The sequence below is a fragment of the Streptomyces sp. NPDC058691 genome (genome assembly GCF_042714775.1).
In the GTDB taxonomy this organism is placed as follows: Bacteria; Actinomycetota; Actinomycetes; order Streptomycetales; family Streptomycetaceae; genus Actinacidiphila.
In genome coordinates this window covers 19,136-35,926 of the sequence record NZ_JBHXSO010000018.1, presented here as the reverse complement: position 1 = coordinate 35,926, position 16,791 = coordinate 19,136, and the positions used below count along the sequence as shown (strand labels likewise).

20 protein-coding genes are annotated in these 16,791 nt (G+C 71.7%); 13 read left to right on the top strand and 7 right to left on the bottom strand.

What is annotated here, in order from left to right; translation table 11 throughout:
- Positions 1 to 41: 41 nt before the first annotated feature.
- On the top strand, positions 42 to 659 hold the full coding sequence (locus tag ACFWVC_RS15090) for a lysoplasmalogenase family protein (protein WP_384284516.1): 618 nt from the start codon (positions 42 to 44) through the stop codon (positions 657 to 659).
- Complete coding sequence (locus tag ACFWVC_RS15085; protein ID WP_384284514.1) at positions 644 to 1,687, top strand: zinc-dependent alcohol dehydrogenase family protein; 1,044 nt, start codon at positions 644 to 646, stop codon at positions 1,685 to 1,687. Before ACFWVC_RS15090 ends, ACFWVC_RS15085 begins: the two co-directional genes overlap by 16 nt.
- A 30-nt stretch (positions 1,688 to 1,717) precedes the next feature.
- On the opposite strand, the gene ACFWVC_RS15080 is transcribed toward ACFWVC_RS15085, so the two are convergent.
- A complete protein-coding gene (locus tag ACFWVC_RS15080; protein ID WP_384284509.1) occupies positions 1,718 to 3,259 on the bottom strand; it encodes a S8 family serine peptidase in 1,542 nt (513 codons plus the stop codon).
- Positions 3,260 to 3,540: 281 nt separating this feature from the next.
- Here ACFWVC_RS15080 and ACFWVC_RS15075 point away from each other — a divergent pair, with 281 nt between their 5' ends.
- The 3 genes from ACFWVC_RS15075 (at position 3,541) to moaA (ending at position 6,662) form a co-directional block, all read left to right on the top strand.
- On the top strand, positions 3,541 to 3,924 hold the full coding sequence (locus ACFWVC_RS15075) for a DUF485 domain-containing protein (RefSeq protein WP_384284505.1): 384 nt from the start codon (positions 3,541 to 3,543) through the stop codon (positions 3,922 to 3,924).
- A complete protein-coding gene (locus ACFWVC_RS15070) occupies positions 3,921 to 5,558 on the top strand; it encodes a cation acetate symporter (RefSeq protein WP_384284502.1) in 1,638 nt (545 codons plus the stop codon). The genes ACFWVC_RS15075 and ACFWVC_RS15070 overlap by 4 nt, the downstream gene beginning before the upstream one ends.
- 114 nt (positions 5,559 to 5,672) lie before the next feature.
- A complete protein-coding gene (gene moaA, locus ACFWVC_RS15065) occupies positions 5,673 to 6,662 on the top strand; it encodes a GTP 3',8-cyclase MoaA (protein ID WP_384284773.1) in 990 nt (329 codons plus the stop codon).
- On the opposite strand, the gene ACFWVC_RS15060 is transcribed toward moaA, so the two are convergent.
- Both ACFWVC_RS15060 and ACFWVC_RS15055 read right to left on the bottom strand, forming a co-directional pair.
- Positions 6,645 to 6,890, bottom strand: coding sequence for a hypothetical protein (locus ACFWVC_RS15060; RefSeq protein WP_384284498.1), 246 nt, complete (start codon positions 6,888 to 6,890; stop codon positions 6,645 to 6,647). The genes moaA and ACFWVC_RS15060 overlap by 18 nt on opposite strands.
- Before the next feature lie 171 nt (positions 6,891 to 7,061).
- Positions 7,062 to 7,424 carry a DUF3099 domain-containing protein gene (locus ACFWVC_RS15055; RefSeq protein WP_384284493.1) on the bottom strand — a complete coding sequence of 121 codons (363 nt, stop codon included), beginning with the start codon at positions 7,422 to 7,424 and terminating at the stop codon, positions 7,062 to 7,064.
- A 180-nt stretch (positions 7,425 to 7,604) separates the two neighbouring features.
- On the opposite strand from ACFWVC_RS15055, the gene ACFWVC_RS15050 reads away from it, so the two are divergent.
- Positions 7,605 to 7,886 (top strand): GlsB/YeaQ/YmgE family stress response membrane protein, encoded by a 282-nt coding sequence (locus ACFWVC_RS15050; protein ID WP_384284491.1) that lies wholly within the window; start codon positions 7,605 to 7,607, stop codon positions 7,884 to 7,886.
- 12 nt (positions 7,887 to 7,898) lie between these two features.
- On the opposite strand, the gene ACFWVC_RS15045 is transcribed toward ACFWVC_RS15050, so the two are convergent.
- From ACFWVC_RS15045 to ACFWVC_RS15035, 3 genes are read right to left on the bottom strand one after another with little or no spacing between them, the layout of a single operon-like run.
- Complete coding sequence (locus tag ACFWVC_RS15045) at positions 7,899 to 8,450, bottom strand: RNA 2'-phosphotransferase (protein WP_384284488.1); 552 nt, start codon at positions 8,448 to 8,450, stop codon at positions 7,899 to 7,901.
- A 20-nt stretch (positions 8,451 to 8,470) separates the two neighbouring features.
- Positions 8,471 to 9,862 (bottom strand): metallopeptidase TldD-related protein, encoded by a 1,392-nt coding sequence (locus ACFWVC_RS15040; protein ID WP_384284484.1) that lies wholly within the window; start codon positions 9,860 to 9,862, stop codon positions 8,471 to 8,473.
- Positions 9,859 to 11,382 (bottom strand): TldD/PmbA family protein, encoded by a 1,524-nt coding sequence (locus tag ACFWVC_RS15035; protein ID WP_384284479.1) that lies wholly within the window; start codon positions 11,380 to 11,382, stop codon positions 9,859 to 9,861. The genes ACFWVC_RS15040 and ACFWVC_RS15035 overlap by 4 nt, the downstream gene beginning before the upstream one ends.
- A 210-nt stretch (positions 11,383 to 11,592) precedes the next feature.
- Between ACFWVC_RS15035 and fabG the strand changes: the two genes are divergently transcribed.
- The 3 genes from fabG (at position 11,593) to ACFWVC_RS15020 (ending at position 13,613) form a co-directional block, all read left to right on the top strand.
- Complete coding sequence (fabG, locus tag ACFWVC_RS15030; RefSeq protein WP_384284475.1) at positions 11,593 to 12,297, top strand: 3-oxoacyl-[acyl-carrier-protein] reductase; 705 nt, start codon at positions 11,593 to 11,595, stop codon at positions 12,295 to 12,297.
- 2 nt (positions 12,298 to 12,299) lie between these two features.
- Positions 12,300 to 13,067 (top strand): enoyl-ACP reductase FabI, encoded by a 768-nt coding sequence (gene fabI, locus ACFWVC_RS15025; protein ID WP_384284471.1) that lies wholly within the window; start codon positions 12,300 to 12,302, stop codon positions 13,065 to 13,067.
- A 210-nt stretch (positions 13,068 to 13,277) separates the two neighbouring features.
- Entirely contained in the window at positions 13,278 to 13,613 is a 336-nt protein-coding gene (locus ACFWVC_RS15020) for a hypothetical protein (RefSeq protein ID WP_384284467.1), read from the top strand.
- Here ACFWVC_RS15020 and ACFWVC_RS15015 read toward each other — a convergent pair.
- Positions 13,582 to 14,262: a FadR/GntR family transcriptional regulator gene (locus ACFWVC_RS15015; RefSeq protein WP_384284463.1), complete on the bottom strand. Its 681-nt coding sequence runs from the start codon at positions 14,260 to 14,262 to the stop codon at positions 13,582 to 13,584. The two genes, ACFWVC_RS15020 and ACFWVC_RS15015, sit on opposite strands and share 32 nt — an antisense overlap.
- A 43-nt stretch (positions 14,263 to 14,305) precedes the next feature.
- Here ACFWVC_RS15015 and ACFWVC_RS15010 point away from each other — a divergent pair, with 43 nt between their 5' ends.
- The 4 genes from ACFWVC_RS15010 (at position 14,306) to ACFWVC_RS14995 (ending at position 16,779) form a co-directional block, all read left to right on the top strand.
- Complete coding sequence (locus ACFWVC_RS15010) at positions 14,306 to 15,589, top strand: CynX/NimT family MFS transporter (RefSeq protein ID WP_384284461.1); 1,284 nt, start codon at positions 14,306 to 14,308, stop codon at positions 15,587 to 15,589.
- Positions 15,590 to 15,653: 64 nt separating this feature from the next.
- Positions 15,654 to 15,776: an SGM_5486 family transporter-associated protein gene (locus tag ACFWVC_RS15005; RefSeq protein WP_384284458.1), complete on the top strand. Its 123-nt coding sequence runs from the start codon at positions 15,654 to 15,656 to the stop codon at positions 15,774 to 15,776.
- 168 nt (positions 15,777 to 15,944) lie between these two features.
- A complete protein-coding gene (locus ACFWVC_RS15000; RefSeq protein ID WP_384284454.1) occupies positions 15,945 to 16,187 on the top strand; it encodes a hypothetical protein in 243 nt (80 codons plus the stop codon).
- Between the two features lie 70 nt (positions 16,188 to 16,257).
- Complete coding sequence (locus ACFWVC_RS14995) at positions 16,258 to 16,779, top strand: SixA phosphatase family protein (RefSeq protein WP_384284451.1); 522 nt, start codon at positions 16,258 to 16,260, stop codon at positions 16,777 to 16,779.
- Positions 16,780 to 16,791: the final 12 nt, after the last annotated feature.

Sequence of the window (16,791 nt, the reverse complement as noted above, 5' to 3'; positions counted from 1 at the left end):
CAGGAGGCCGTACGGGCCCCAGGGCCCGCCGTTCCGCCCGCGTGGCCCTCGCGTCGTTCGCGGCCGTCGCCGTCGCGCACCTGGCGACGCTGTCGGTGGTGCCGGCGCTGTCGGTGTCGGCGGTGTCCTCGGAGGGGGCGGGCACCGCGGAGGACGTCACCAAGGCGCCGCTGATGCCCACGCTGGCTGCCTGGGCGGCGCTGCGGGGCGGCCCCCCTGTGCTGCTCGCGGCGCTGCTGCTGGGCTGGGCCGGGGACGTACTCCTGCAGTTCGGCGGGGACGCGGCGTTCCTCGGCGGGACGCGGTGGGCCACGGCCGGATACGCCCTCGTGTGGCTTGCCGCGATCACCGTGCTGTGGCCCGGTCTGCCGTCCGGCCTGAGTGTCCCGGTCGCCCTCTACAGCCTGCTGCTGACGGCGGTCGCCGCCGGCGGGGCGGGACTCGGCACTCCGGCCACGGCGGTCGGCGGCGGGCTGTTCCTGCTCTCCGACACCCTCATCGCGACCCGGCCGGCCGGTCTGCCGCAGCTGCCCGCGGCCGGTTTCTGGATCATGCTCACGTACATCGCCGCCCAATTCCTTCTCGCGGCGGGGCTGTACGGTGGTACGTCCCCACTCGTACGAACAGCTAGGACGATTTCCGTATGCGCGCCACCGTGATCCACGCCCCCCACGACGTCCGGGTGGAGGAGGTGCCCGACCCGGTCGTCCGGCAGCCCACGGACGCCGTGGTGCGTGTGGTGCTGGCCTGCATCTGCGGCAGCGACCTGTGGGCGTACCGCGGCGTCGCGTCGCGGCAGCCGGGGCAGCGCATCGGGCACGAGTTCCTCGGCGTGGTGGAGGAGACCGGCTCCGAGGTGTCCGGGCTGAAGCGGGGCGACCTGGTCGTCTCCCCGTTCGTCTGGTCCGACGGCGTCTGCGCGTACTGCGCGGACGGCCTCACCACCTCGTGCACCGAGGGCGGCTTCTGGGGCCAGGTCGGCTCCGACGGCGGCCAGGGCGAGGCCGTGCGGGTGCCGTTCGCGGACGCCACCTTGGTTCGGCTGCCCGCGGAGGCGCTGTCCGACGAGCGCCTGCTGGCCGCTCTGCTGACCCTCTCCGACGTGCTGGGCACCGGGCACCACGCGGCGGTGGGCGCGGGCGTGCGGCCCGGCTCCACCGTCGCGGTCGTCGGCGACGGCGCGGTGGGCCTGTGCGGCGTGCTGGCCGCGCGGCGGCTCGGCGCCGAGCGGATCATCGCGCTCGGCCGGCACGAGGCGCGCACCGCCATAGCCCGCGCCTTCGGCGCCACCGATGTGGTCGCCGAGCGCGGCGAGGCGGCGGTCGCCGCGGTCCGCGAGCTGACCGGCGGTCAGGGCGCCCACGCGGTGATCGAGGCCGTCGGCACCGAGCAGTCCATGCGCACCGCGGTCGCCGTCACGCGCGACGGCGGCGCCATCGGCTACGTCGGCGTGCCCCACGGCAGCGGCACCGGCCTGGACCTGAGCGACATGTTCGACCGCAACATCGCCCTGCGCGGCGGGGTCGCCCCCGTCCGCACCTACATCCCCGAGCTGCTGCCGGACGTGCTGGACGGGACGATCGACCCGTCCCCGGTCTTCGACCTGACGATCGGTCTGGACGGCGTCCCCGGCGGCTACAAGGCCATGGACGAACGCACCGCCCTCAAGGCCCTTGTGAAGGCCTGAGAGCGGTGCGCCGCGCCTGGTGCGCCGTCGTCACCTGGTGACGGCGTCCAGGGCGTCCACGATGCCGTAGCCGTAGAAGCTGTTCACGTGCTGCCCGCCGGTGCAGGTGGCGTCCTGCACGCCGTTGCCGTCGGGGTCGTACAGGCCCGTCGGGCAACCGGGGTTGTCGGCCTGCGCCTTGAGCATCCACTGCAGCTGCTCGGGTGAGGCGTGCCGGTGGGTGCTCTTCAGGAGCGCGGCCACGCCGGCCACGTGCGGCGAGGCCATCGACGTGCCCTGCAGGTAGCCGTAGGTGTTGCCGGGCAGCGTCGACAGGATGCGGCCGTTCCCGGACGGGGTGCCCGGGATCTGGTAGCGGTCGCCACCGGGGGCGGCGACGTCGACCACACCGAGGCCGTAGCTGGAGTAGTACGACTTCAGCTTCTGCACGCCGGTCGCGGAGACGGTGACGACGCCCGGCAACTGGGTCGGGATGTCCCAGCAGACGTGCGGGTCGATGGTCCGGCTGACCGGGGTCGTGTCGTCGGGGCTGGTGGTGTCCACGATCGCGTCGGAGTCGAGGTCGTGGTTGGAGTTGCCCGCCGAGGCGATGTTCAGCACGCCCTTGTCGTGGGAGTACTGGGCGGCCCGGTCGACCGCGTCGACGATGGCCCGCTGGTCGGGGTCGTCGAGGCAGTTGTAGAGCCACGGGTCGATGTAATAGCTGTTGTTGGTGATCTCGACGCTGTTCTCGGCGGCGAAGACGAAGGCGCAGACCACGCTCTCCGGGAAGAAGAGCTGCGTGACGGGGTCGGCCACCTTGATGGAGGCGACCCGCACGCCCGGAGCCACGCCCGCGACGCCGACGCCGTTGCGCGCGGCCGCGATCTCGCCCGCCACGTGGGTGCCGTGGTAGGCGTCGGCGCTGTACGGCCGCCAGGCGCCGGGGCTGGTGTCGGCCACGCCGCCCACGCAGTTGGCGGACTGCTTGGCCGAGAAGTTGGCCGTCAGGTCGGGGTGGGTGTCATCGACGCCGGTGTCGATGACGGCGACGGTGACGTGCCGGTCGCCCGGGTCGATCTTCGCCGCCTTGTCGGCGCCGATGGCCGCCAGGTCCCACTGGTCCGCCTCCAGCGGCTCCTGACCGGGGGTGGCCTTGGACTTGGCCGCGGCGGCCTCGGCCGCCGTGATCTTCTCCGGGGCGCCCAGTTCGGTCGTGGAGGCGGTGGAGAGCGCCGCCGTGCGGGTGGCGCCCGCCGACTCCACGCCGCGCACCTCGCGCATCGCGGTGGCGAAGGCGGGGTTCGCCGAGTGGACGACGATCACGCCGATCTTCTTGTACGTCGCGACGATGTCACCGCCGTTGCGGTCCACCGCGCGCTGGACGTCCTTGATGGTTCCGCTGTTGGTCCGGGTGGTGTTGACCACGTACGACAGCAACGGGCCGTCGGCGGCGGCGGTGGTGGTGCCGTTGCCCGAGGCGGTGCCGGCCGTGGCGGCCGAGGCGGCGTTCGGCAGGAACGCGAGAGCACCCGCCAGCACCATGCCGATGGGTATCGCGAGAGCGCGGCGCCGTCTTGGCAGGGGAGCCATGGGATCTCCAATCGTCCAACTACTCGTCGTCACGGCAGGGTTGCCGTTGGACGGGTACATGACGATGGAACCTAGCGCCGCCGCGAGGGCCCCTTCAATGCGTTCGTGAAGAAAGCTCGGATTCCGGTTGGTAAGGACCTGACAATTTTCAATCACCGCCCCCTGTCGAAGCCCATGGCCACGCCTTTACCATGCGCGGGTCCGATCTTTGCGTGACGTAGCTCACGTTCGGCTCGCGTCGCGTGCTCGTGCCCGCTCAGCTCCGCCCCACAGGAGGCATCGTGGATTCCGCACGACAGTCGGCTACCTCCGGTCCGCCGTCACCGGCCTCGTACGCCGAGGTGCAGGCGAGCGCGGAGTTCGCCCAACTGCGCCGCTCCCACCGCTCGTTCGCCTTCCCGCTCACCGTCGCGTTCATCACCTGGTATCTGCTGTACGTCCTGCTGTCGAACTACGCCGGCGGCTTCATGGACACCAAGGTGGTGGGCCACATCAACGTCGCCCTCGTCTTCGGGCTCGCCCAGTTCGCCAGCACCTTCGGTATCGCCGTGTGGTACTCGCGCCACGCGAACGCCAAGCTCGACCCGCACTCCGACGCCATCAGGGCGCGTATGGAGGGCACCCAGCCGACCGGTGAGACCGAGAGCACGGAGGCCTCCGCATGACCGCGCCGCACACCATGGCAACCCAGGTCCTCGCGGCCGGGGCGAGTGACCACCGGACACTGATCATCAGCCTTTTCTCGGTGTTCGTCGCGGCGACCCTCGCCATCACCGTCTGGGCCGGCCGCCAGACCAAGGACGCCACCGACTTCTATGCCGGCGGCCGCTCCTTCAGCGGCTTCCAGAACGGCCTCGCCATCTCCGGCGACTACATGTCGGCCGCCTCGTTCCTCGGCATCGCCGGCTCCATAGCCCTCGTCGGCTACGACGGCTTCCTCTACTCGATCGGCTTCCTCGTCGCCTGGCTGGTGGCGCTGCTGCTGGTCGCCGAACCGCTGCGCAACTCCGGCCGGTTCACCATGGCCGACGCCCTGGCGTTCCGGCTCCGGCAGCGTCCCGTGCGCACCGCCGCGGGCATCTCGACCATCGTCGTCAGCATCTTCTACCTGCTGGCGCAGATGGTCGGCGCCGGCGCCCTGGTGGCCCTGCTGCTCGGCGTCACCGGTGAGGGCCCGCGGCGGCTGATCGTCGTCCTCGTCGGCGTCGTCATGGTGCTGTACGTGACGATCGGCGGCATGAAGGGCACCACCTGGGTGCAGATGGTCAAGGCCGTCCTCCTGATCGGCGGCACCCTGCTCATCACCATCCTGGTCTTCGCCAAGTTCCACTGGAACCTGTCCTCGCTCCTCGGCGCGGCCGCGGAGAAGAGCGGCAAGGGAGCGGCCTTCCTGGAACCGGGCCTGAAGTACGGCGTCAGCGCGACCTCGAAGATCGACTTCATCTCGCTGGGCCTGGCCCTCGTCCTCGGCACCGCCGGACTGCCGCACATACTGATCCGCTTCTACACCGTCCCCACGGCCCGGGCCGCCCGCACGTCGGTCAACTGGGCGATCGGCATCATCGGCTGCTTCTACCTGATGACGATCGCGCTGGGCTTCGGTGCCGCCGCCGTGCTCAGCCCGGAGACCATCACCACCTCCAACGCGGCGGGCAACACCGCGGCCCCGCTGCTGGCCCAGGAGATCGGCGGCGGCGCCGGCTCCACGGGCGGCGCCATCCTCCTCGCGGTGATCTCGGCGGTCGCCTTCGCCACCATCCTGGCCGTGGTCGCGGGACTCACGCTCGCCTCCTCGTCCTCCTTCGCGCACGACCTGTACGCCAACGTCATCCGCAAGGGGACGGCGAGCGAGAAGGAGGAGGTCGCCGCGGCCAAGATCGCGGCGGTCGCCATCGGAGCCGTCGCCATCCTGCTCGGCATCTTCGCGGGCAAGCTCAACATCGCCTTCCTGGTCGCCCTGGCCTTCGCCGTCGCGGCCTCCGCGAACCTGCCGACGCTGCTCTACAGCCTGTTCTGGAAGCGTTTCAACACCAGCGGCGCGCTGTGGAGCATCTACGGCGGCCTGATCACCTCCGTGGTCCTGGTGGTCTTCTCGCCGGTCGTGTCCGGCAAGGCGACCTCGATGTTCCCCGGTGAGGACTTCCACTGGTTCCCGCTGGAGAACCCGGGCATCGTCTCCATCCCCGTGGGTTTCCTGTTCGGCATCCTGGGCACGCTCCTGTCCAAGCCCGAACCTGACGCCGACCGCAAGTACGCGGAGCTGGAGGTCCGCTCCCTCACCGGAGCCGGAGCACACTAGACCCGGAGTGCGCAAGTCGGAGTGTCGAACGTCAGTGCCGTCCCGTAGGCTGCGAAGTAACGGGACGGCACTGTCGTGGTGCCGACGACCCGACCGCAGGAGGGAAAGCGCGCCGTGCTGCTCGACACGTATGGCCGGACCGCTACTGACTTGCGGGTTTCCCTGACCGACCGGTGCAATCTGCGCTGCACCTACTGCATGCCCGAGGAAGGGCTCCAGTGGCTCGGGAAGCCCGAGCTGCTCACCGACGACGAGATCGTCCGGCTGGTGCGCATCGCCGTCACGCAGCTGGGCGTCAAGGACGTCCGCTTCACCGGTGGCGAGCCACTGCTGCGCCCCGGGCTCGTCGGCATCGTGGAGCGCTGCGCGGCTCTGGAGCCCCGCCCCAGGCTCTCCCTCACGACCAACGGTGTCGGCCTGGAGCGCACGGCCGCCGCCCTGCACGCCGCCGGCCTGAACCGGGTCAACGTCTCCCTCGACACCCTGCGCCCCGAGGTCTTCCAGGCACTGACCCGCCGCAAGCGGCACCATGACGTCCTGCGCGGCCTGGAGGCCGCCCGGGACGCGGGGCTGGCGCCCGTCAAGATCAACACCGTGCTGATGCGGGGCGTCAACGACGACGAGGCCCCCGATCTCCTCGCCTGGGCTCTTGAGAACGACTACGAGCTGCGCTTCATCGAGCAGATGCCGCTCGACGCCCAGCACGGCTGGCAGCGCAGTGACATGATCACCGCCGAGGAGATCCTGGAGAGCCTGGCCACCCGCTTCACCCTCACCCCCGAGCCTGACGAGGCACGCGGGCACGCCCCCGCGGAACGGTGGCTGGTCGACGGCGGTCCCGCCCGGGTCGGCGTGATCGCCTCCGTCACCCGCCCCTTCTGCCGGGCCTGCGACCGCACCCGTCTCACCGCCGACGGCCAGATACGCAACTGCCTGTTCGCCCGCGAGGAGTCGGACCTGCGCGGCGCACTGCGCTCCGGCGGCTCCGACGAGGAGATCGCCGAGTTGTGGAAGGTCGCGATGTGGGGCAAGAAAGCCGGCTCCGGCCTCGACGACCCCTCGTTCCTGCAGCCGGAGCGCCCGATGTCAGCGATCGGCGGCTGAGTCCCGCCCGGCCGCTTCCTCCCACTCCTGCAAGCGCACGACGTCCTTGAGGAACCCCCGCACGCCCAGGAACGACGACAACTGCTCGCGGTGCTCCTCGCACGCCAGCCAGGTCTTGCGGCGTTCCGGAGTGTGGAGTTTGGGGTTGTTCCAGGCGAGCACCCAGACGGCGGGGGCGCGGCACCCCTTGGCGGAGCAGATCGGCGATTCGTTGGTCACGAACCCCATCCAAACATGGCGACGCCGGGCAGCCACGGGGGGAGCCGCCCGGCGTCGGTCCGTCGCTCCGACGGGGGATGCGGAGCGCGTACGCAGTATGCCACGCGGAAAGGCCCCCAGTGGAGTGGATCCCCGTGATTGATCTGAGCTTTTCCTGAGCTTCCGGGGGCTGTGAACGGCTCAGCCACGACCGGAGGAATGGCCTCCGTCGGCTTCCGTCTCGGCCTCCGCGGGAAGCCGCTCCCGCCCGGGCCCCAGAGCCGGCCGGACGACCGGCGGGAGGTGTGAGGAGGGCAGGTTGCGGGCGTTCTCACGGCCCGCGTTGGCGAGCACCACGGCGATGTACGGCAGCACCAGCCCGGCGGCGAGCGCCACCCACGCCAGCGGGGTCCACACGTGCCACAGCGCGACGGCCAGGATGAACGAAAGCGTGCGCACCGACATCGAGATGATGTAGCGGCGCTGCCGGCCCCGGACGTCCTCGGTGAGTCCCGCCGCCGTCCCGGTGATCCGGTAGACCCCGGGATCGCTGTGCTTCCGCATCACGTTCCACCGCCTGCTCGAATTGCCGGAAGCTCCCGGTCCCGGCCCCTCCCACGTTACGCCGCGGGTCCGCCGCATTCGAGAGCGGGGGACGGCCTCCGGGTGACGCCGCGGGACCGCTGTACGGCGTATGGCGGTATCCCGCATGCGACGTACCGTGGCCACGCACAGACTGACGGCATGAACTGGGTCTGGGCGATCATCGTCGGCATCGTGCTCGGCTTCCTCGCGAAGCTCCTCCTGCCGGGCAGGCAGGACATCCCCTGGTGGCTCACCATCATCTGCGGCATCCTCGGCGCGTTCCTGGGGAACGCGGTCGCCGGCTGGCTGGGCGTCAAGCACACCGCGGGCATCGACTGGATCAGGCACGTGCTGCAGATCCTGGGCGCCATCCTCGTGGTGGCCGTGGTGACGCCGCTGTGGGGTTCGATCCGCGGCAGACGGCATCGCACGGCCGTCTGACCCCCGGCCGCGTCAGGGGCGGTGCTGCCGCAGGAAGGCGGGCGGCACCCGGTCGGTGAGCCACACGCCGTTGGCGCTCACCCGGAAGACGTGGCCCGTGGCGGCCAGCCCCGCGGCGTCCACCACGAGCACCACCGGACGGCCGTGTCGCGTGCCCACGCGCACGGCCGTCTCCACGTCCGCCGACAGGTGCACGTCCTGACGGGTCATCGGGCGCAGCCCCTCGGCCAGCACGATCGGCAGGGTCGTGCTCGCGGTGCCGTGGTAGAGGACGGCCGGCGGCTCGGCGGCGGCCAGACCGAGGTCGACCTCCACCGAGTGGCCCTGGCTGGCCCGGATCCGCCGGCCGTCCTCCGAGTACGCGTACCGCTTCTTGTTGTTGCTCGCCACGACGTGGTCCAGGTCGGCTCGCGAGAAACGCCTGCCCGCCCGGGCGCACGCGGCCATCAGCACGTCCACGTCCACCCAGCCGCCCTCGTCGAGGGCGATCCCGATGGAATCGGGGTCGTGCCGCAGCACGCGCGCCAGGAACTTCGAGATCCTGACGGTCTGTTTCTCGTCCATCGAGCCACCCCTCGCCGCGGTCAGACCCCCTGGCTGACCGAACTCATGTTGAAGTCCGGGATCCGCATCGCCGGGAACGCGGCCCGCGTGAACCAGTCGCCCCACTCGCGCGGCAGCGTCCGCTCGGTGCGGCCCACCTCGGTGACCCGGCCCAGCAGGTCCACCGGCGACTCGTTGAACCGGAAGTTGTTCACCACGCCGGTCACCTCGCCGCCCTCCACCAGGTAGACGCCGTCGCGGGTCAGCCCGGTCAGCAGCAGGGTGGCCGGATCCACCTCGCGGATGTACCACAGGCAGGTCAGCAGCAGCCCCCGCTCGGTGTCCGCGACCAGCTCCTCCAGGGAGCGCTTGCCGCCGCCGTCGAGGATCAGATTGCCCCCGACCGGCGCCGCGGGGAGGCCCGTCAGCTCCGCGCTGTGCCGGGTGGTGAACAGCCGGCGCAGCACGCCGTCGCGCAGCCAGTCGGTCGGCTCGACCGGCAGGCCGTTGTCGAAGACCGACGAGTCGTCACCCGACGCGTGCGCGATGACGAACGGCGCCGACTCCAGGCCGGGTTCGTGCGGATCGCTGCGCAGCGTCAGCGGCAGCTCGGACAGCCGCTCGCCGACCCGTGTGCCGCCGCCGGGCTTGCTGAAGACCGTACGGCCCTCCGCCGCGTCCCGGGCCGCGGCGCTCCACTGCTGGTAGATCACCAGGTCCGCCACCGCCGACGGCGGCAGCAGCGTCTCGTACCGCCCGGCTGGCAGGTCGATCCGGCGCTCGGCCCAGGCCAGTCGCTGCGCCAGTTCGGCGTCGAGTGCCGCCGGGTCGACGTCGGTGAAGTCGCGGGTGGCCGCGCCCGCCCACGCCGAGCGGGACATATCCGGTGACTTGGCGTTGAGTTCGAGCGTGCCGCTGGGCTGGTCGTGACGCAGCCGCAGCCCCGTCGAGGTGCCCAGGTAGGTGGAGGTGACGCTGTGCTGGGCGAAGCCGTACAGTCGCCGGCCGCCGGCCCGGGCGACGGCGAAGGACTCGCCGAGCGCCGGCGCGAAGGCCGCGAAGACCTGCGAGGTGGTCTCGGCGGGCGGCTCGGTGAAGCCGGCGCTCGCGGGGACGCCTTCGACCAGCGGCTGGGCGTCCTCGGCGGGTCCCGCGTCCCGTGCGGCCGCCTCGGCGGCCCGCACCAGCGGCTCAAGGTCGTCGGCGGTGACCGCGGCCCGCGACACCACGCCCGAGGCGGTGCCCTGCGCGCCGTTCACGGTCGCGATCACCGTGAGCGTCCGGCCGCGGGTGACGCCGTTGGTGGTCAGGGCATTGCCCGCCCAGCGCAGGTTGGCCGAGGAGTCCTCGTCGGCGATGACCACGCAGCCGTCCGCGCGGGACAGCTCCAGGGCGCGCTCGACGATCTCATGGGGCTTGGAGAGGGTGCTCATCGACCGGCCTCCTGCGTGGTGTTGAGGATGTTCACGCCGCGGAAGAGCGCGGACGGGCAGCCGTGCGAGACGGCGGCGACCTGGCCGGGCTGGGCCTTGCCGCAGTTGAAGGCGCCGCCGAGGACGTAGGTCTGCGGACCGCCGACGGCCTCCATGGAGCCCCAGAAGTCGGTGGTGGTCGCCTGGTAGGCGACGTCGCGCAGCTGGCCGGCCAGCTCGCCGTTCTCGATCCTGAAGAAGCGCTGCCCGGTGAACTGGAAGTTGTAGCGCTGCATGTCGATGGACCACGAGCGGTCGCCGACGATGTAGATGCCGCGCTCCACGCCGCCGATCAGCTCCTGCGTCGACGGGCCGTCCGGCGCGGGCCGCAGCGACACGTTCGCCATCCGCTGCACCGGCACATGGCCGGGGGAGTCGGCGTAGGCGCAGCCGTTGGAGCGCTCGAAGCCGGTCAGCCGCGCGATGCGGCGGTCCAGTTGGTAGCCGACCAGGACGCCGTCCTTGACGAGGTCCCAGGACTGGCCGGCGACGCCCTCGTCGTCGTAGCCGACGGTCGCCAGGCCGTGCTCGGCGGTGCGGTCGCCGGTCACGTTCATGTGCTCGGAGCCGTACCGGAGCGTGCCCAGCTGGTCGAAGGTGGCGAAGGAGGTGCCGGCGTAGGCGGCCTCGTAGCCCAGCGCGCGGTCCAGCTCGGTGGCGTGGCCAATCGACTCGTGGATGGTCAGCCAGAGGTTGGACGGGTCGACCACCACGTCGTACGCGCCCGCCTCCACCGAGGGGGCCGCCATCTTCTCGGCGAGCAGTTCCGGGATCTGCGCGAGCTCGGTGTCCCAGTCCCAGCCGGTGCCGGTCAGGTACTCCCAGCCGCGGCCGGCCGGCGGGGCCAGGGTGCGCATGGAGTCGAACTCACCGGAGGCCGGGTCCACCGCGACGGCGGTCAGCTGGGGGTGCACCCGCACCCGCTGCTGGGTCGTCGTCGTGCCCGATGTGTCGGCGTAGAACTTGTTCTCGTGGACGGACATGAGCGAGGCGTCCACGTGCGACACGCCCGGGGCGGCGAGCAGCCGCCCGCTCCACTCGGCCAGCAGAGCGGTCTTGTCGGCATCGGGCACATCGAAGGGGTCGACGTCGTACGCCGAGACCCAGACCTTGTCCGCGTGCACCGGCTCCGGCGCGAGCTCCACGCGCTCGTCCGAGCCCGCCGCGGCGATCACCTTCGCGGACAGCTTCGCCATGGCGACCGCCTGGCCGGCCACCCGCGCCGCCGCGTCCATCGTCAGGTCCACCCCGGAGGCGAAGCCCCAGGCCCCGCCGTGCACCACGCGGACCGCGTAGCCCATGTCCGTCGTGTCCGAGGAACCGGAAGGTCTGCCGTCGCGCAGCCGCCAGGCCGCGCCGCGCACCCGCTCGAAGCGGAAGTCGGCGTGCTCGGCGCCCAGCGCGCGGGCCCGTGCCAGCGCGGCGTCGGCCAGCGCCCTCAGCGGCAGCGCCAGAAATGACTGATCGACCTCATGGGGCACGACGGCCTCCCCTTCTGCCCGATGCGTCAACGTCGGTGTGCGTCATGTGCTCCGCAGTGAATCATGCCGCTCGGACACCGCCCCCGCCTGCCGTTTTCTGTAGGGACTCGACAGCGACGCGCACAGGCCCCTGTCGGGGGTCGATTCTCCGTACCGCCGCGTAGGCAGATAGTTTTCGGTGTACAAGACCACTATGGAAAGGGTGATCCGTTGAGCCGCTCGGTTCTCGTCACCGGAGGAAACCGGGGCATCGGCCTCGCCATCGCCCAGGCCTTCGCCGACGCCGGTGACCAAGTCGCCATCACCTACCGCTCGGGCGAGCCGCCGGCCGGCTTCCTTGCCGTCCGCTGCGACATCACGGATCCCGAGCAGGTCGAGCAGGCCTACAAGGAGATCGAGGAGAAGCAGGGTCCCGTCCAGGTGCTGGTGGCCAACGCCGGCGTCACCCGCGACCAGCTCCTGCTGCGCATGTCGGAGGAGGACTTCACCTCCGTCATCGACACCAACCTCACCGGCACCTTCCGCATGGTCAAGCGTGCCTCGAAGGCGATGCTGCGGGCCCGCAAGGGCCGTGTCGTGCTGATCTCCTCCGTGGTGGGCCTGACGGGCCAGGCGGGACAGGCGAACTACGCCGCGTCCAAGGCCGGCCTGGTCGGCTTCGCCCGCTCCCTCGCCCGCGAGCTCGGCTCGCGCAACATCACCGTCAACGTCGTCGCTCCCGGCTTCGTCGACACCGACATGACCCGCGTGCTCACCGACGAGCAGCGCAAGGCCATCGTCAGCCAGGTCCCCGCGGGCCGGTACGCGCAGCCCGAGGAGATCGCCGCCTCGGTCCGCTTCCTCGCCTCCGACGAGGCCGCATACATCACTGGAGCCGTCATTCCCGTGGACGGCGGATTGGGCATGGGTCACTGAGCATGAGCGGAATCCTCGCCGGCAAGCGCGTCCTCATCACGGGCGTGCTGATGGAGTCGTCCATCGCCTTCCACACCGCCAGGCTCGCCCAGGAGCAGGGCGCCGAGATCATCCTCACGGCGTTCCCGCGGCCCACGCTCACCGAGCGCATCGCCAAGAAGCTGCCCAGGCCCGTCAAGGTCATCGAGCTGGACGTCACCAACGGCGAGCACCTGGGCTCCCTGGCCGACGTGGTGCGCGAGGAGCTCGGCGGTCTGGACGGCGTCGTCCACTCCATCGGTTTCGCGCCGCAGGACGCGCTCGGCGGCAACTTCCTCAACACCCCGTTCGAGTCCGTCGCCACCGCCATGCACGTCTCCGCGTACTCGCTGAAGGCGCTCACCATGGCGTGCCTGCCGCTGATGCAGGAGGGCGGCTCGGTCGTCGGCCTCACCTTCGACGCGCAGTACGCCTGGCCGCAGTACGACTGGATGGGCCCGGCGAAGGCCGCCCTGGAGGCCACGTCGCGCTACATCGCCCGCGACCTGGGCAAGCAGAACATCCGCTGCAACCTGATCTCGGCCGGCCCGATCGGCTCCATGGCCGCGAAGTCCATCCCGGGCTTCAGCGAGCTCGCGGACGTCTGGAACCACCGTTCCCCCCTGGAGTGGGACGTGGCCGACCCCGAGCCGGCCGGCCGCGGTGTGGTGGCGCTGCTCAGCGACTGGTTCCCCAAGACCACGGGCGAGATCGTGCACGTCGACGGCGGCCTGCACGCGATCGGCGCCTGACGCGACCGCGTCTGCGCCTCGTCGTCGGTCGTTCCGCGTACGGCCCCGGTGCCGCCTTCGGGCGGGCCGGGGCCGTACGCGCGTTCGGGACCGATGTCCCCCGTTCGGCCCAGCAGACCGGGTGGGGCCCGGTCCGCGCCGCCACCATGGGGTGCGGGGCGAGCCGGGGGACGCAGGGGCACACAGGGGAACACAGAGGGAGGCTGCATCGTGCGTGCGCGCTTCTACCCGGTGGCGGTCGCCGCGGCGGTCGCGGTGGTCTCGGGCCCGGCCGCGGCGGCGGCCAAGGCGGCTTCCGGGGCACCCGAGGAAGCCGAGTGCCACACCTCGGTGCAGGGCAGTGAGGGCGTGGCCGTGTGCTTCAACCCCGATCCGGACCTCGACCATGTGCAGCTGCACATCGAGTGCCTCCAGTGGTGGGACCCGGACGTGGACGGTCCCCAGGTCCCGGTCGGCCCGGCGGAGACGGTGACATTGAGCGACCGCTGCTGGGAGGAGATATCGAGCGTCTGGGTCACCCGTCTGCCGGACGGAAGCGGCAGCTGAAGGCATGGCCCGCGGCCTCCTCCGAAGCCGCCATCGGGTCCCCCTGCCGGATCGCCTCGACCAGCCGGGAGTGGTCCACGTACGTCTCGGCGCTCAGCTCCTCGCCGATGTCGGCGCGGAGGAACTCGCGCAGCACCTCGCCCAGATCGGCGTAGAGCTCGGCGATGACCTCGTTGTGCGAGGCGGCCACGACCGACAGGTGCAGGGCCGCGTCGGCGTCCACGAAGACGTCGGCACGACCGGCGTGCCAGGCCCGTTCGCGCCGTGCGAGGGCCGCGTCCAGCTGCCTGAGATCCCGCTCGGTGCGCCGTGAGGCGGCCAGCGACGCCGCGGAGGCCTCCAGCGCGCTGCGCAGTTCGGCGACGTGACGGGGATCGGCGTCGGCGAAGCGGCGGTGCATGACGCCGGCCATCTCGCTCGTCGCCAGCACATAGGTGCCCGATCCCTGGCGGATGTCGAGCAGGCCGTTGTGCGCCAGGGCGCGGACGGCCTCACGCACGGTGTTGCGGGCCACCCCGAGCTGCTCCACCAGCTGCGTCTCGGTGGGGATGCGCGACCCCACCGGCCACTCACCGGAGGTGATCTGGGCGCGCAGTTGCGTGATCACCTGGTCGGCGAGCACGGACCGCCGGGGTGAGGTCAAGGGCATGGACCCTCCTCAATATTCATCCCATCATTCTATGATGGCGTGCATGCGCGACGACGAAGCCACAATGATCGACCCTGCCACGGCAGGACCCTCCCTGCCCGTACAGACGTCCCCCGCTCCTCGGAGCATGACGCATGCCGCCACCCGCACTCGCGTCTTCGTCGCCGTCGCGCTGGTCCTCGCCGCCCTCAACCTGCGGCCCGCCATCACGAGCCTCGGCGCGCTCCTGGAGGAGGTCCGCGACGGCCTCGGCATGAGCGGCACCGTCGCCGGGCTGCTCACCTCGGTGCCGGCCCTGTGCTTCGCCCTCTTCGGCGTCGCCGCGCCGCGCCTGGCCCGCCGCCGCGGTCCCGGTGCCGTCGTCTGCGGGGGACTGGCCGCCATCGCGCTCGGCCTCGCCCTGCGCCCGTTCGCCGGAGGTACGGCCGTCTTCCTCGCCGCCAGCGCCCTGGCGCTGGGCGGCATAGCCGTCGGCAACGTTCTGATGCCCGTGGTCGTCAAGCGCTACTTCCCCGACCGCGTGGGCACCATGACCGGTCTGTACTCCATGGCGCTCTCCCTTGGCACCGCCCTGGCCGCCGCGGCCACCGTCCCCACCACCCGCGCCCTGGGCGGCGACTGGCGCGCCGGCCTCGGTGTCTGGGCGGTGCTCGCGGTCGTGGCCGTCGTGCCCTGGCTCGCCCTGGTGCGCGACCGCAGTGGCGCCGGCGCCGTTCCCGCACCTGTCGCGGAAGCGCCCGCCGCGTCCGGCCGCATCACGCGCAGCCGTACCGCATGGGCGCTGGCCGTGTACTTCGGGCTCCAGGCCACTGGCGCGTACATCACCATGGGCTGGCTGCCGCAGATCTTCCGTGACGCGGGGATCTCGGCCTCCACCGCCGGCGTGCTGCTCGCCGTCACCATGGTGATGGGTGTGCCGCTGTCCTTCGTGCTGCCCGCGCTCGCGGGGCGAATGCGGCACCAGGGCGGACTGGCCGTGGGCCTCGGCCTGTTCGGGTTCGCCGGCTACGCGGGTCTGTGGCTCGCACCCGCCGCCGCGCCCTGGGTGTGGGCGCTGCTGCTCGGGATCTCCAACTGCTCCTTCCCGCTCGCCCTCACCATGATCGGGATGCGCTCGCGCACCGGCGCGGGAGTGGTGCGGCTGTCGGCCTTCGCACAGTGCACCGGCTACCTGATCTCCATCCCCGGCCCGATCCTGGTCGGGACCCTCTACCAGCACAGCGGCGGCTGGGACCTGCCCGTCGCCTTCATGCTCGCCCTCCTGGTGCCGCAGATCGCCGCGGGCGTGGTCGCCGGACGCGACCGGTCGGTGGAGGACGAACTCTGACAGGCCCGGCGTTCCCGGGCGACCCCGATGCGGGCCGGCCGAGGGCCGGTGCGAGACTGAGGCCATGCCCGTGCTCGAGCCCAACCCCCCGCAGCCGCAGAAGAAGCTCCTGCTCATCTTCGGCCTCATGCTCGCCGTCCCCGCCCTCGTCGCGGTGATCGCCATCATCGGCTCCAAGTTCGGCTGACCGCACCCCCGGTCAGGACCCGGGGGCGGGGGTGGGGACAACCCCACCTCCCCTAGGGGGCCAGGGTCAGGGTCAAGTGGGTGGGCCACCCGATGGGCCCGCGGTCCGCGGTTCCGTAGCGTCGTGGTGCAAGGTCGATCCAGAACCCCGCACCTCGGAGGCGGTCCCGTGTCCACGCAGGCTGTTCCCTCGCGCGCCCCGCGCCCCCGCACCGCCCGTGCCGCGGCCGGCGGCGCCGCGCAGACGCGCCTGCCGTGGTGGGCGGTCGTGCTGCCCGCTCTGGCCTTCGCCGCGCTGCTCGCGTTCGTCGCCGGCCCCGGTGCCGCGGACGCCTCGGCCGCCGAACCCGCCGCACGCCTGTTCACCCGGCTTGCCGAGGTGCTCCCGGCGTTGCCGCGACACCTGCTGTAACCTCCGCGCGCCGTCCGCGATCCGGGCCGCTCCCGCGCCTGGCGGGCGGTTTTCTGGAAAGCTGAGGGTCATGAGCGCAGCTGCATCGCCCCGCCGGATCGTCCTGCTCCGGCACGCCAAGGCCGATTGGCCCGCCGTTCCCGACCACGAGCGGCCGCTGGCCGATCGTGGACGCAAGGAGGCGCCGGTCGCCGGCCGCAGGCTCATGGAGCTGGACATCCCGTTCGATCTGACCCTCTGCTCCTCGGCTGTTCGCACCCGCGAGACCTGGAAGCTCGTCGCCCACGAACTCCCCCACCGCCCCAGGACCGTCTACGAGGAGCGCATGTACGACGCCACCCTGGGAGACCTGCTCGCGCTGCTCAACGAGACCCCCGAGGACGTCGACGACCTGCTGCTGGTGGGCCACAACCCGGGTATCCACGCTCTCGCCGACGCCCTTGCCGGCACCAGCGAGGGGGACGCCCTGGCGCGGGTCGACCGCACAGGCTTCCCCACCGCCGCGATCGCCGTGATCACCTTCACCGGTCCCTGGAAGACGGTCGAGCACGGCGTGGGGCGCCTGGTCGAGTTCTGGTCCCCGCACGACTGACCGGGCCACCGG